The 14,568-nt window shown below is 59.0% G+C and carries 11 protein-coding genes and 3 pseudogenes; 10 read left to right on the top strand and 4 right to left on the bottom strand.

Annotation, left to right across the window (positions count from 1 at the left end; all coding sequences use genetic code 11):
• Positions 1-75: 75 nt before the first annotated feature.
• Together rhaI and N7E02_RS03235 are read right to left on the bottom strand one after the other, a co-directional pair.
• Positions 76-1,367, bottom strand: a pseudogene (gene rhaI, locus N7E02_RS03240) (L-rhamnose catabolism isomerase).
• Between the two features lie 35 nt (positions 1,368-1,402).
• On the bottom strand, positions 1,403-3,499 hold the full coding sequence (locus tag N7E02_RS03235) for a bifunctional rhamnulose-1-phosphate aldolase/short-chain dehydrogenase (protein ID WP_286578042.1): 2,097 nt from the start codon (positions 3,497-3,499) through the stop codon (positions 1,403-1,405).
• Positions 3,500-3,699: 200 nt separating this feature from the next.
• Between N7E02_RS03235 and N7E02_RS03230 the strand changes: the two genes are divergently transcribed.
• The 7 genes and pseudogenes from N7E02_RS03230 to N7E02_RS03200 all read left to right on the top strand — a co-directional run bounded on the left by N7E02_RS03230 (position 3,700) and on the right by N7E02_RS03200 (position 11,053).
• Positions 3,700-4,512, top strand: coding sequence for a DeoR/GlpR family DNA-binding transcription regulator (locus N7E02_RS03230; protein WP_286578041.1), 813 nt, complete (start codon positions 3,700-3,702; stop codon positions 4,510-4,512).
• 53 nt (positions 4,513-4,565) lie between these two features.
• Positions 4,566-5,561 (top strand): rhamnose ABC transporter substrate-binding protein, encoded by a 996-nt coding sequence (rhaS, locus tag N7E02_RS03225; protein WP_286578040.1) that lies wholly within the window; start codon positions 4,566-4,568, stop codon positions 5,559-5,561.
• A gap of 215 nt (positions 5,562-5,776) precedes the next feature.
• Entirely contained in the window at positions 5,777-7,306 is a 1,530-nt protein-coding gene (locus N7E02_RS03220) for a sugar ABC transporter ATP-binding protein (protein ID WP_286578039.1), read from the top strand.
• 10 nt (positions 7,307-7,316) lie between these two features.
• A complete protein-coding gene (locus tag N7E02_RS03215; protein WP_286578038.1) occupies positions 7,317-8,306 on the top strand; it encodes an ABC transporter permease in 990 nt (329 codons plus the stop codon).
• Complete coding sequence (locus N7E02_RS03210) at positions 8,303-9,301, top strand: ABC transporter permease (RefSeq protein WP_286578037.1); 999 nt, start codon at positions 8,303-8,305, stop codon at positions 9,299-9,301. The genes N7E02_RS03215 and N7E02_RS03210 overlap by 4 nt, the downstream gene beginning before the upstream one ends.
• Positions 9,301-9,621 (top strand): L-rhamnose mutarotase, encoded by a 321-nt coding sequence (rhaM, locus tag N7E02_RS03205; protein ID WP_286578036.1) that lies wholly within the window; start codon positions 9,301-9,303, stop codon positions 9,619-9,621. Before N7E02_RS03210 ends, rhaM begins: the two co-directional genes overlap by 1 nt.
• Positions 9,618-11,053 (top strand): annotated as a pseudogene (locus tag N7E02_RS03200) (FGGY-family carbohydrate kinase). Before rhaM ends, N7E02_RS03200 begins: the two are co-directional and overlap by 4 nt.
• Here N7E02_RS03200 and recX read toward each other — a convergent pair.
• Positions 11,010-11,600, bottom strand: a complete 591-nt coding sequence (gene recX / locus N7E02_RS03195) for a recombination regulator RecX (protein WP_374730606.1) — start codon at positions 11,598-11,600, stop codon at positions 11,010-11,012. The pseudogene N7E02_RS03200 and the gene recX sit on opposite strands and share 44 nt — an antisense overlap.
• A 205-nt stretch (positions 11,601-11,805) precedes the next feature.
• On the opposite strand from recX, the gene N7E02_RS03190 reads away from it, so the two are divergent.
• Entirely contained in the window at positions 11,806-11,946 is a 141-nt protein-coding gene (locus N7E02_RS03190; RefSeq protein ID WP_286578035.1) for a hypothetical protein, read from the top strand.
• 2 nt (positions 11,947-11,948) lie between these two features.
• Here the strand turns inward: N7E02_RS03190 and N7E02_RS03185 are convergent, their stop codons facing one another.
• Positions 11,949-12,152 carry a cold-shock protein gene (locus tag N7E02_RS03185; RefSeq protein ID WP_286578034.1) on the bottom strand — a complete coding sequence of 68 codons (204 nt, stop codon included), beginning with the start codon at positions 12,150-12,152 and terminating at the stop codon, positions 11,949-11,951.
• Positions 12,153-12,553: 401 nt separating this feature from the next.
• Here N7E02_RS03185 and N7E02_RS03180 point away from each other — a divergent pair.
• Positions 12,554-13,163, top strand: a pseudogene (locus tag N7E02_RS03180) (J domain-containing protein).
• Positions 13,164-13,629: 466 nt separating this feature from the next.
• The gene (locus N7E02_RS03175) at positions 13,630-14,556 is read left to right on the top strand and encodes a MerR family transcriptional regulator (protein ID WP_286578033.1); all 927 of its coding nucleotides are present in this window, start codon (positions 13,630-13,632) and stop codon (positions 14,554-14,556) included.
• The last annotated feature ends 12 nt before the right edge of the window (positions 14,557-14,568 follow it).

The following is a 14,568-nucleotide window of genomic DNA, read 5'->3' as shown; positions in this document are numbered from 1 at the left end:
TAAGTTGGATTTACCGATCGCAGTGATAATCAAAGATTATCAAGGAAAGGATCTATGGGCCTTTCGCCCGCCGGCTCAGACAATGCCGCCGCTACCCGCGGAAGACGCCGGACGCTCCGCTGCAACCTTTGCCCGGTAGCCGCTGGCGCGATAGGTCGCGACCGGGTCGATGGCACCGCCGGTGCGGCGTCGTGCCTCGGCGAGGATCGGCTCGACATCGGTCCGATAGGCACGCTTCAAAGTCTCCGTAGCCATCATCGCGTCATTGTCCTGCTGATGGCCATCTAGCGCAGTACGATCGACGAGCAGCGCCTGCGCATAAGCACGGCGGATCTCGTTTGCGCTGGAAATCAGGCTCTCGATCGGGTCGGTGACGTTGTGCGACTGGTCGATCATATGGGCCGGGCGAAAATCCTTCACGCCGCGATGTTGGGCATCGACCAGTTCGTTGAAGACGAGAAACAGCCGATAGGGCTCTATCGAACCGGCATCGAGATCGTCGTCGCCATATTTGGAATCGTTGAAGTGGAAGCCGCCGAGCTTGCCGAACTGGATCAGCCGGGCGACGATCATTTCGATATTGGTATTGGGCGCATGGTGGCCGAGATCGACGAGGCAGAAGGCTTTTGGCCCGAGCGTGTTGGCAATCAGGTAATTCGTGCCCCAGTCCTGCACGACTGTGGAGTAGAAGGCCGGCTCGTACATCTTGTGTTCGGAGAACAGCCTCCAGTCATCCGGCAGCGCCTTGTAGATCTCCGCCATAGAGGCGAGATAGCGCTCGAATTGCCGCGTAAAGTGGCTCTGCCCCGGAAAATTCGAGCCGTCGCCGATCCAAACCGTCAGTGCCTTGGAACCGATCGCTTCGCCGATCTCGATACATTCGAGATTGTGCTCGATGGCTTGGGTACGTGTCGCCGTGTCGGTGTGGCTGAGCGAACCGTATTTATAGGAATGGGTCTGGCCCGGCGCGTCGGAAAACGTGTTGGAGTTCATCGCATCAAAGCCGAGCCCCAGCGCATCACCTTTCGCCTTCAATTCCTTCGGATCGGTCTTGTCCCACGGGATATGGAGCGACACCGTCGGCGCAGCCCGCGTCATTTGCTGGATAACCGAGCAATCGTCCAGCTTGTCGAAAATGCCTCGCGGCTCCCCTGCCCCGGAAAGCGGGCAAATCGGGTGCCGCCGGTACCGACACCCCAGGAGGGAATGGCAACAAAGAATTCGGAGACTTTTCGGGTGATCGCTTCGATATCGACGCCACGGCGTGAAAGATTCTCGCCAAGTGCATCATAGTCGGACTTGAGTGCGCTCGCGCGCTTGTCGTTCTCAGCAGCGACCAGATCCGCTGCAATCTTCAATTCGGCCATATGCTCCTCCCAGAGCCGTAGTCACTCGACAAGCGTCAGCGCGTAAAACTCTGCGCATTCCCCGCATCGACATTGATGATATTGCCCGTGGATTTTGCCGAGAGGTCGGACGCGAGGAAATAGATCGCCTCGGCAATATCCTCCGGAAACACGTTGAGCTTTAGCATCGAGCGCTTGCGGTAATGCTCCTCCAGCTCGCCGACATCGATCTTGGAGGATGCGGCCCGCTGTTCGCGCCATTCACCGCTCCAGATTTTCGAGCCGCGCAGTACCGCATCCGGATTGACCGTATTGACCCGAATCCCGGCATCCGCCCCTTCCAACGCTAGGCAGCGGGCAAGATGGATCTCGGCTGCCTTGGCCGTGCAGTAAGCAGACGCGTTGGGCGAAGAGGCTAGCCCGTTCTTCGACGCGACGAAGACGACATTGCCACCAAGTTTCTGGCGACGGAACAGGCGAAAAGCCTCGCGTGACACGAGGAAATAGCCGGTCGCCAGGATGTCTATATTTTTCGTCCACATGGCAAGCGTCGTGTCCTCCACCGGCGCCGAGGACGCAATCCCCGCATTCGAGACGAGAATGTCGACGCCACCGAATTCGACGCAAGCATCCGCGAAGGCGGCAAGCACCGCATCTTCGCGCGTGACGTCAATCTGGATGGAGCGCACCGCGTCGACACCGAAGCGCTTGGCGAACTCCTGTTGCGTTTCCTCCAACGCACCTTGATCAATATCCGCCAGAACCACGCAGGCCCCTTCCCCAACCAGCCGCGCGGCCGTCGCCCGGCCGATGCCTCCAGCGCCTCCGGTAACGAAAGCGACCTGGCCTGCAAGGCTCTTCGGCTTCGGCATGCGCTGCAGCTTCGCCTCTTCCAGCAGCCAGTATTCGATGTCGAAGGCCTCCTGCTCAGGCAAGCCTTGATATTCTGAGACCGTCGATGCACCCCGCATCACGTTGATGGCGTTGACATAAAACTCGCCGGCAATGCGCGCCGTCGCCTTGTCCTTGGCGAAGGACAGCATGCCGACACCCGGCACCAGGAAGATGACCGGGTTCGGATCGCGCATCTTCGGTGAGTTGCTGCGCTTGCAGGCTTCATAGTAGCGCGTGTAGTCGGCGCGGTAGTTTTCCAATGCGTCGTCGAGACCGGCAATGACTGCGTCGACATCAGGCCGAGCCGGATCAAAATCGACGATCAGCGGTCGGATCTTCGTGCGCAGAAAATGATCGGGGCAAGATGTGCCGAGCGTGCCAAGCGGCTTCAGATCTCTGGAATTGACGAATTCGAGTACGGCGTCCTGATCATCGAAATGGCCGAGCTTGCGCTCGCCCTTTCCAATCCGTCCCCGGATTTCCGGCATCAGTTGTGCCACGATGGCGCGACGCTCGCCCGACCCGAGGCTTTTTGCGATCGCCCCGCCAAAAATCTTCTTTCCTTCGATTTCCCGCGCAAACCATTCGATAGCCTTGTTGATGATTTCAAGCGTCAGCAGATAGCAATCCTTGGCGTCATCCGCCCAGGTGAACAGGCCATGGCTCTCAAGCACCACGCCCTTGGCCGCCGGGTTGTTCTTCACAAAGGCTTCGAGATCGAGACCAAGCTGGAAACCGGGACGACGCCAGGGCAGCCAGCCGATCTCGCTGCCGAAGATTTTCTCGGTCAGTTCCTTCGAGTTCTTCGCGGCCGCGATCGCGATAATCGCGTCGGGATGCATGTGATCGACATGAGTGAAGGGCACAAAGCCATGCAACGGCGTATCGATCGAGGCGGCACGCGGGTTGAGGTTGAAGGTGCAGTGCGGCAGGAACCCGACCATGCGGTCCTCGTCCTCGACGCCCTTGTAGATGCCCTTCAGCGCTTCGAGCTTATCCATGTAAAGCGTGGCAAAGCCGTCGAGCTTGATCGTCCCGACATCGCCGCCGGACCCCTTCACCCACATGACGCGCACCTTCTCGCCAGTCACCGGATCGTTTTCGATCACTTTTGCGGATGTATTGCCGCCGCCGTAGTTGGTAATGCGCTTGTCGGCCCCCAGGAGGTTGGAGCGGTAGAGCAGCTTGCCGGGCTCATCGAGCCCCACGGCATAAGCGTCATCCCAACGGCTTTCGAGAAGGCGGGTTTGTCCCGACATTACTTTCCTCCCAATATGACTGCGATCCTCACGTCGACGATCGTCTTCTCCCAGATCGTGGATATCGCCCGCAGTTTCGCTCGCTGTCAATCAAAAACAGTCAATAATTTTCATTGTGCGCTGCAGTATAGCCGATCATGATCGTTTGTGATTGACAATATCGAATTTCAAGCAATAGTTGATGGCAAGGAGCAGCCCCAATGCACGAACGCGAACGCCACCGCATCATTCTGAGCGCGATCCAGGAAAAGCCTGTGATCACCGTGCAGGATATTGCGGAATTGACCGAAGCCTCGGAGGCGACGATCCGGCGCGATATCGCGGCGCTGCATGTTCAGGGCAAGTTGCGGCGCGTGCGCGGCGGCGCGGAAGCGGTTCATCCACCGCAGATCGGCCAGCTTGCCGCGCGCTCATTCCGCGTCTCCGAAGCCGTCAATATCGACAAGAAGCGGGCGATCGCGCGCTCTGCGGTGGATCTCTGTGAAGAGGGCGACAGCGTCATCATCAATGGCGGCACGACGACATTCCAGATGGTGCATTATCTTTCAGCCCGGCGGCTGCAGGTGATGACGAATTCCTTCGCGGTCGCAGAGCATTTGGTCAAGCATTCGAAGAGTTCGGTCACTGTGCCAGGCGGCGCGATTTATCGCGAGCAAAGCCTGATCCTGTCGCCTTTCGAGAACGACGCGATCCGCAATTTTTATGCCCGGCGGATGTTCATCGGTGCTCAGGGCATCAGCCCGCTCGGCATTATGGAAGGTGACGCGCTCGTCATCCAGAGCGAGCAGAAGCTGATGCATCAGGCAGAGGAACTCATCGTGATGGTGGATTCGTCGAAATTCCAGCGCCGATCGAGCCTTATTCTATGCCCGTTGGACCGGGTGACAACTATTATCACCGACGACGGCGTGTCCGAGGAGGCTGCGCGGATGGTCGAGGAGGCCGGTGTGGCGCTGGTGATCGCTGGCGGCGGCTCGGAGAATACGAAGGAGGATTTCACGTCGGTAGCCTGAGGAAGCGCCGGCGGGAGAAATGGGGTTGTTGATTTAACTGGGAGGAGTGGATCATGAAACTTGCAAGGAAACTCGCGATCGGCGTCGCCATCGCGTTCGCCGCGATGACGTCGGCGACACAGGCCGCCGATATGAAGATCGCGCTGGTCGTAAAATCGCTCGGCAACGGCTTCTTCGAGGCCGCCAACAAGGGCGCGCAGGAAGCGGCCAAGGAACTCGGCGGCGTCGAGATCATCTATACAGGCCCGACCACGACGACGGCGGAGGGCCAGATCGAGGTCATCAATTCGCTGATCGCGCAAGGGGTGGACGCGATCGCCATTTCCGCCAATGACCCGGATGCGGTCGTTCCGGCCTTGAAGAAGGCCGCACAGCGCGGCATCAAGGTCATCTCCTGGGATTCGGGCGTCGCACCCGAAGGCCGCATCATGCACCTCAATCCGTCCTCCAAGGAGCTGATCGGCAAGATGTGCCTGACTCTCGCCAAGGACCATCTTGAAGGTGGCAAGGGCGATTTCGCCATCCTGTCTGCTACCACCACCTCGACGAACCAGAACACCTGGATCGCCGAGATGAAGAAGCAGCTGCAGGATTTCCCTGGCCTCAACCTCGCAACCACGGTCTATGGCGACGACCTGGCCGACAAGTCGTATCGTGAAGCACAGGGACTTCTATCCTCGCAGCCCAACGTCAAGGTGATCGTCGCGCCGACAACGGTCGGCGTTCTGGCCGCTTCGCAGGCGGTGAAGGATGCCGGCAAGATCGGCGAGGTCTATGTCACTGGCCTTGGTCTCCCGTCCGAGATGGCGGGCGCCATCAAGTCCGGCGCAACGAAGGAATTTGCTATCTGGAACCCGATCGATCTCGGTTATTCCGCTACCCAGATCGCCTATCACATCGCCAAGGGCGACAGCGATGGCGCGCCGGGCTCGGAGATCGAGGCCGGGCGCATGGGCAAGATCAAGATCGGCGACAATGGCGAAGCGGCGATGGCCGATCCCTTTGTCTATGACGCCAAAAACATCGACGAGTTTTCGAAGATCTTTTGAGCCGAGCATTCGAGCTGACGCTCCTTAACCAGAGAGCAGCAAGCTGCTCTCCTCCTCTCCCCGCGAGCGAGGAGAGGAGACCTACCGTGCTCGGCGTAGAAGAGTAAGGCAAAGAGTTCATGGCTTGTGTCCTTCTCCCCGCCTGCGGGGAGAAAGTGCCGGCAGGTGGATGAGGGGCCATCGAGGTGAAACCCAACATGAATGTTGTCGTGCCGATGACCGATCATATAATCGTTGCACAGGTACCGGCTCAGCAGTCGGAACCCATCCTAGAAATGCGCGGCATCGGCCAGATATTTCCGGGCGTGAAGGCGCTTGATGGGGTCAGCCTTTCACTTTATCCGGGTCAGGTGACTGCGCTGATCGGCGAAAACGGCGCCGGCAAGTCGACACTGGTAAAGATCCTGACCGGCATTTACCGTCCCAACGAGGGCGAGATCTTGATCGACGGAAAACCTGTCAGCTTTTCGAGCGCCCAGGCAGCGATCGATGCAGGCGTCACGGCTATTCACCAGGAGACCGTGCTGTTCGATGAACTGACCGTCGGCGAGAACATCTTTCTCGGCCACGCGCCGCGCACTCGGATCGGAACGATCGACTGGCGCGAGATCAACCGCCGCTCAAAAGAGCTGCTGCGTCAGCTCGAAAGCGAGATCGACCCGACCATTCGCCTGCAAGATCTTTCCATTGCCCAGCGGCATCTGGTGGCCATCGCCCGAGCGCTTTCGGTCGAGGCGCGCATCGTCATCATGGACGAACCGACCGCCGCCCTCTCCCGCAAGGAGATAGACGATCTCTTCCGCATCGTCGAAAGGTTGAAACGGCAGGGCAAGGCGATCCTTTTCATTAGCCACAAGTTCGACGAGGTTTACGAAATCGCCGAGAATTTCGTCGTTTTTCGCGACGGCCGTGCCGTCGGGCATGGACGGTTGAAGGACACGCCGCAGGACGAGATCGTTCGGCTGATGGTCGGTCGTGCCGTTGAGGACGTCTTCCCCAAGGTGAAGGTCGAGATCGGCGCTCCGGTTCTGACCGTCGAGCGCTATTGCCACCCGACCGAATTCCGCGACATTACCTTCGAGCTCCGTTGCGGCGAGATTCTCGGCATCTATGGCCTAATCGGTGCGGGTCGTTCGGAACTCTGCCAGTCGCTATTCGGCGTCACCCGTCCATCCTCCGGCAGCCTCGTGCTGGAAGGCCGACCTATAGACATCCGCTCGTCGGGCGATGCGATCAGCGCTGGCATCGTCTATGTGCCGGAAGAGCGCGGTCGTCACGGTCTGGCATTGCCCTTGCCGATCTTCCAGAACATGTCGCTGCCATCGCTGGCGAAGACGTCCCGGTCCGGCTTCCTGAAGGCTGCCAACGAACTCGCGCTCGCCCGAAAATATGCCGAGCGGCTAGACCTGCGTGCTGCGGCGCTCTCCGTGCCGGTCGGCACGTTGTCGGGCGGTAACCAGCAGAAGGTCGTGATCGGTAAATGGCTGGCCACACGGCCGAAAGTTATCATCCTCGACGAGCCTACCAAGGGCATCGACATTGGCTCCAAGGCTGCTGTGCATGGGTTCATCAGCGAACTCGCGGCTGAAGGCCTGTCGATCATCATGGTGTCGTCCGAGCTCCCCGAAATCCTCGGCATGTCCGACCGCGTGATGGTCATGCGCGAAGGTCTGATGGCCGGCATGTTCGAGCGTGGACAGCTGACCGCCGAGGCGCTGGTGCGCGCCGCGACCGGCAATGCATGAGGGACAGCAGATGACTCGTCTTCTCAGAAACCGCGAAATCCTGCTTACTGCCATCATCGCTCTGATGGTCGCGGGCTTTGCAACCCGCGCCGAAGGCTTTGCAACCCCGGCCAATCTCGCCAACATCTTCAACGACACGTCGATCCTGATCATCCTGGCGCTCGGCCAGATGACTGTGATCCTGACGAAATCGATCGACCTGTCAGTCGCCGCCAACCTTGCCTTCACCGGCATGGCGGTGGCGATGACCAATGCCGCTTATCCCGAACTGCCGCTGCTACTGCTTATCGTCATGGCGATCAGCATCGGCGCGTTCCTCGGCGCGATCAACGGCTACCTTGTCTGGGCGCTGCAGATCCCGCCGATCGTCGTGACCTTAGGCACGCTTACTATCTATCGCGGCATGGCCTTCGTCTTGTCGGGCGGCGGCTGGGTCAACGCCCACCAGATGGCGCCGGGCTTTCTCAACATTCCGCGCATGCCATTGCTCGGGCTGCCTGTCCTTTCCTGGATCGCCATCGTGATCGTCATCGGTGCGTGGTTCGTGCTGACCCGCCTGCCCTTCGGTCGCGCCGCCTATGCCTCTGGCGGCAACCCGACGGCCGCCGTTTATGCCGGTATAGATATTGGCCGCACCCGCTTCCTCGCCTTCGTCCTCTCCGGTGCGCTGGCCGGCCTCTCCGGATATCTCTGGGTGTCCCGCTATGCGGTCGCCTATGTCGATATTGCCGCTGGCTTCGAACTCGATACAGTCGCGGCCTGCGTTATCGGCGGCATTTCCATCGCCGGTGGTATCGGCTCGGTGGCGGGTGCTGTGCTCGGTGCGCTGTTCCTTGGCGTGATCAAGAACGCGCTGCCCGTGATCGGCATTTCACCCTTCGCACAGATGGCGATTTCAGGCGTCGTGATCGTTCTTGCCGTCGTCTTCAACGCCCGCGCCGAAAGGAAGGCGGGCCGCATCATCCTGCGCAACCGCGCCACTGAGGAGGGTTCAGCATGAGCGATGTCGCGACCTCGAAACGACAAATCCCCGATCGCCTCGGCACAAAAACCTCCCGCATCCTTGCAAGCTGGGAAGTGCTGCTCTTCGGCGTGGCGGTGCTGATCTTCATCTTCAACTCGCTCGCCTCGCCCTATTTCCTCAACGCCTGGAACCTGTCCGACGCGACCTTCAATTTCACAGAGAAGGCGATGATCGCCTTTGCCATGGCGATGCTGGTGATCGCGGGGGAAATCGACCTGTCCGTCGCTGCCATCATCGCACTTGCCTCAACTGCCATGGGCGCCGCGGCGCAAGCCGGCATCGGCACACCGGGACTGGTGGCGATCGGCATTGGTGTCGGGCTTGTCTGCGGCGCCTTCAACGGCCTGCTCGTCGCCGGCCTGAAACTTCCTTCGATCGTCGTGACGATCGGCACGATGAGCCTGTTCCGCGGCATTTCCTATATCGTGCTCGGCGACCAAGCCTATGGCAAATATCCGGCGAGCTTCGCCTATTTCGGCCAGGGCTATGTTGCCTGGGTATTCTCCTTCGAATTTGTTCTGTTCTTCCTACTCGCCATCGCCTTCGCCATCCTGTTGCACGCGACGAATTTCGGCAGGCAGGTCTATGTCATTGGCAATAACGAGTTTGCCGCGCGCTTTTCCGGCATTCCGGTCCAGCGGGTGAAGTTCATCCTCTTCCTGCTCACGGGTCTGATGGCCGGCGTCGCGGCCGTCTGCCTGACTTCCCGTCTCGGTTCGACCCGCCCCTCGATCGCGCAAGGGTGGGAGCTCGAAGTGGTGACCATGGTTGTGCTCGGCGGGGTCTCCATTCTCGGCGGCGCCGGCACGATCCTAGGCGTGGTCATAGCTGCCTTCGTCATGGGCCTCGTCACGTTCGGGCTCGGGCTGCTGAACGTACCCGGCATCGTCATGTCCATCTTTGTCGGCCTGCTACTGATCGTCACCATCGCCGTGCCGATCATCGCTCGCCGCATCCGGGAGATGCGCTGATGACAAGCGAGAAATATGCGTTCCGGATGAAGCTCAATCCCGGCATGGAGGCCGAGTATAAAAAGCGGCACGACGAGATCTGGCCGGAGCTAGTGACCTTGCTGCACGAATCAGGCGTGCGTGACTACTCAATCCATCTGGACCGCGAGACGAACATCCTGTTCGGCGTCCTCAGCCGCCCCGAAAATCACGGGATGACCAGCCTGCCGGATCATCCCGTGATGAAGCGCTGGTGGGCTCACATGGCTGATATCATGGAGACGAACACGGACAACTCGCCAGTCCAGATAGACCTCATCACGATGTTCCACCTGCCATGAAGACAGCGGAAAAGGTTGCCGTGATCGATATCGGCAAGACCAATGCCAAGGTGGTGGTCTTTGACTGCAGAGTCGGCCGCGAAATCGGCGAATATCGCATGGCCAATAAAGTGATCTCCGGGCCGCCTTACCCGCATTACGATGTCGAACGCTTGTGGGATTTTATCCTAAACTCTCTCTCCGCGCTTGCTCGCGAGACCGGCTTCGATGCGATCTCCATCACCACCCATGGCGCCGCTGCTGCATTGCTGGACGAGAACGGAGCGCTGGCTTTACCGGTTCTCGACTATGAACATCAATATCCGGAAGAAATCCGGTCGGTCTACGCTTTGATCCGACCACCTTTTGCACAGACCTTATCCCCTATCCTGTCGGGTGGTCTCAATCTCGGCGCGCAGATCCACTATCAGAAGTCGGCGTTTCTGGATGGGTTCGCTGCGGTCAGAACGATCCTCACCTATCCGCAGTTCTGGGCCTTCCGCCTCACCGGCATCACCGCCAACGAGGTCACCTCTCTAGGCTGCCATACCGATCTCTGGCGTCCACACGACAACGACTATTCCTCCCTTGTCGATGCTCTCGGCATACGCAACTTACTGGCGCCGCGAAGAAGCGCCTTTGATGTGCTTGGCCCCCTATTGCCCGACGTCGCCGAGAAAATCGGACTGACGGACCCCGTGCCGGTCTATTGCGGCATTCACGATTCCAATGCTTCGTTGCTGACGCATCTGATCGGCCGGGACCCACCATTTGCCATCGTTTCCACGGGCACCTGGGTCGTCAACTTTGCCGTCGGCGGCGACCTGAACCATCTCCATCCGGCGCGCGACATGCTTGCCAATATCGATGCCTACGGCCGTGCCGTTCCTTCGGCGCGCTTCATGGGCGGTAGAGAATTCGAGATGCTGAGGGCAGAGCTTGGGCCACTCGATCAGCCGGCCGCGCTCGCTGCAATCCCAGACGTGATTAGAAAGCAAATCATGCTTCTGCCCAATCTCGCGGAGGGTTCTGGCCCCTATCCCGGCGGTCATGCGCAATGGCTCAACCATGCGCTTGCCTCGACGGATGAGCGTTGGGCAGCGGCTTGCCTCTATCTTGCGTTGATGACGTCAACCTGTCTGGAGCTAAGTGGTGCAAAAGGACCGACGCTGGTGGAGGGACCTTTTGCGAGCAACCAGGTTTTTTGCTGGCTTTGGCGGCCTTGCTCGAACGTCGCGTGATCGCTGTCCCCGGTTCGACCGGCACCAGCCAAGGCGCCGCCTTGCTCGCCGGCACGTGTTCGGCGTCTTCCAGCGAGACGCAGATCGCAACATCGCAGATAAAGGGGCTGCAAGCCTACGCGAATATCTGGCGCGACTTCGCTCCCTCCAACACGGTACCTATGCAAGTCACAGGTCCCGACCTCTCTCAAGTACGTCCTGCGCCTCGTTAAGCCCCATACCGAAGACTACCCTACCAATCTCGAAGCTGAAACCGGCGCGGGCGAAGGCGGAAAGCTCCTTGCCTTTGCGCTTTTCGTCCAGCTCGACCTTGCGAAATGGCCCGAAGGCGCGCTTGCGTGCCAGGACGACTGCAGCATAGAGATCGTCCACCTCCGCTGCAGCGCTTGCGGCCAGTTCCTTGGCAACACCTTTTTGTGTCAGTTTCTGAGCGATCGCCCGCTGAGACTTACCGCTGCGCATGCCCGAACGGCTGCTTATCTCGGCAAACACCTTGTCATCGAGTAGCTTGTTCTCGCTGGCGAAATTGACTGCGGAATCGGCGAGTGCCTTCACCTGCGCTTCGCTGATCGATTGGAATTTTTCCCGGGCTTTGCGTGCGATGGCGTCGAAGAGTTGCCTCTCGGTATGCATCCGGCGCCCGAGCCTATAGATCGTCGAATTGCGTGCCCATGCAAACATACGTGGTGTCGGCGTGTCGGCGGGGGCGCTGTCATCGCCAGAAACTGCCAACGGCGCCTGCTCCACCTTACACTCCATTCAAATGGCAAGTCTCAAGGCGGCATAGCCTGCTCGCAAGCAGGGCGCCAGAGCACGGCGGGGCACAGCGCAATATCGGACGGCCGGGATTACCACGGTGTCGATGACCGAACGGCTGCAAAAGCTTGCGGCCCGCCTCGGTGATGTCCAGACGACACGCATGTATCTGCAAACTCGCTCGGATCAGCAAGATGGTTGAGGCTTGATGGAAAAACACAACTTCGAAGCAAAAAATAAGGCCGTTGCTGATGAGACCATCACCTTGCGCCGCCGGGGCGATAAGTACGTATTCGTCGCTTCCGTGCTCACCGGCCCCGATGACTGGCAACGGGGCCGGCCGTACTGACGTCAGAGAATTTCGACGTTTTCAGCCTTCGACTTTCCAGTCTTGCGATCCTGGCCAACTTCGTAGCTGACCTTCTGACCGTCCTGCAGCACGCTTCCGCGCTCGACTGCGGAGATATGGACGAAGACGTCCGCGCCACCGTTATCTGGGGTAATAAAGCCAAACCCCTTATCCTGATTGAAAAATTTCACGCTACCGGTCGCCATGGGATCCTCGTTGTGTTCGTATGACAAGGACAGACTTAGCCTTCAATCGAGAGAGCAGCAAGCTCCGAGCGAAAATGAACGCTGACGCGCGATAGATAAAAGAAGGATCGGCTGGATAGTGAAGCGCAGCTGACCATCTTCTAAACCCTTGCTGGCGCCGGGAGACATTTGACGCCCGACTTTCGCGGTAGGCACTATCGTAAAGGTCGATCGCTCCAACAAACTTATATGGCGCTTGCTGGCACATACGCCTGAGCAGCCCCAAAGGAGGAAGGTTTACTCCGCCACCAGACACGTCGCGGCCAAAGTGACTCCGGCCCTAGTAGAGGGGACTGCAAATCTATGGCCTATTCACACCGAGGACTATTGTCTCCCGGCCGCAATCCCTCCATATGACCACGATGACTGCTGATTCCAAGATATTCGTCGGCCTCAAATCGATCTCGAACCAAAGCCCCAAAGCGAACCGAGCCCACCGGGCCGAAATGCCACTGGGATGGTTGCGAGCGTACCGGACACCATCGCGCGCCGGTTGGACAAGAAGCCGAGGGCCTGTTTTTTGTATTCTGTCTTGAGCACGTGAAGGAATACAACAAGGGCTATAATTACGCGAGCGCGCTGTCCAGTCCCGAGGTTGCACGCTATCAGAGGGAAGCCGCCGTGGGCGGACGCAGGTCTCTTGGAAGCATATTTACACAGCCAGACGAGGCCCCGCTTCCTTCAACTCAACGCTCCGGCTCAGCCAAGACAATCAACGCGCGTAAGTCTGCCGAACGGGCTCAAGCGCATAAAGCTGAACAGCGAAAACGTAAGCTCAGGGTCCTCGAGGCTAAAGCCTTCGAGACGCTTGGGCTCTCGGAAGACGCCACGCCGGAAGAAATTAAGCGGCGTTATAAACAGAGGCTCAAGGAGCTTCACCCTGACGCCAACAATGGAAGTCGTACGTCCGAAGCTGAGCTGAAAGCCTCTATCGAAGCTCACAAGCTTCTTAAGCTGAACGGATTTTGTTGACGATGGTTGAAGGTCTAAAGCTGCGTTTTAGGCGGCGTTGATCTGGTGGTAAGGCCGGCGTTCTAGGTATAGGGAAATGACCAACGCGCGGGCTGAAACCACTGAAGGAATAAGGGTGATCATCACCATCCACACCCAATCGACCTCCAAGATAATGTAGTGCCAAACGGCAGGTCGAGCTTCTGCCACTTGGCTTCCTGCAGGCTGCAGCATGCTGGCGAAACGGCTGAGCTCCCAAGCCTTTCCCACCGGCGAAGGTAGTGCTGGCCTAGGCTTTTCGTGGACGGCCGCCGCTTATCTTCATCTTGTCCGGTAAGATTGATCCGCTGTGCCTAACGTAGACCTTGTTGGGGCTGGTTCTGCCCCACCCGGTTCCTCTGATCAACTCGGCCTCGCAGCAAAATAATGGAGCGCTACGCAAATTTACTCTTGACCCTCCATCGGCTGGAGGCCTGATCGATACGCTATGACAAAGCGCAGTTACACCATCGGAGAAGCAGCAAAGCTGAGCGAGATCCCCGTTCGCCGTATTCGCTTCTATGCTGATCAGGGGCTTTTGCAGAAGGTTGATCGGACAGAAAGCGGATACCGGCTTTTTGACCAGGGCGATCTCACAAGGCTCGGCCTGATCAGGACGCTGAGAAATGCGGGGATCGGCCTTGAGCTGATCCGTGCCGTGCTCACTCAAGAGCGCTCCGTAGCCCAGATTCTATCGCTTCAGTTAGCGGAAATCGAAAGCCAGATCGCCGTCCAGCGGCGCGTTGCAGCGGCTATTCGCGCCGCATTGCGTTCAAGCGAGCCAACCATAAACGACTTGAGGAGAATCTCGGAGATGAGCACCGTTTCGAATGCCGAGCGTGTCGATATCCTTCAGCGCTTTCTCGACCGTGTCGTGTCAGGGGGCAAGGTGGAGACAATATGGAAGGAATGGATGCTCGAAATGAGCAGGCCTGACCTGCCCGACAATCCAACCGACGAGCAGATCGATGCCTGGATCGAGTTGTCTGCGCTTCTCGCCGATCCGGCTTTCGTCGACAAGATGCGCCGCAACGCCGAGGACAGTGTTGTAAAACTGAAAGGCGATGTCCTCCGGGAGACGTGGGAGACCGTCCTGGCAAGGTCGAAAGACGCCATGTCGCGCGGTGTCGAGCCCGGCTCGGCCGAAGCACAGTCTGTTGCAGGCGATTATCTTCGAGGCTGGGCCCGCGCGCAGGGAGCAGAACTCGATGCGGAAAACCTGCGCCGCATGGGCCGCAAGACCTTAGAACACAAACCGAATATGCAGCGCTACTGGGAACTCGTCCATATTCTCAAGGGGCAGCCTCTGCCCAGGTCCGACGAGGCTTTCTCATGGTTGGATCAGGCGGTGTCGATCCGCCTGGCCAATGTCTGAACGAAGCTGGGT

It is taken from the genome of Terrirhizobium terrae, from assembly GCF_030323265.1.
GTDB lineage: Bacteria > Pseudomonadota > Alphaproteobacteria > Rhizobiales > Rhizobiaceae > Neorhizobium.
Note: the sequence above shows the minus strand (reverse complement) of the source record. Positions and strands in the feature narration are given on the sequence as shown.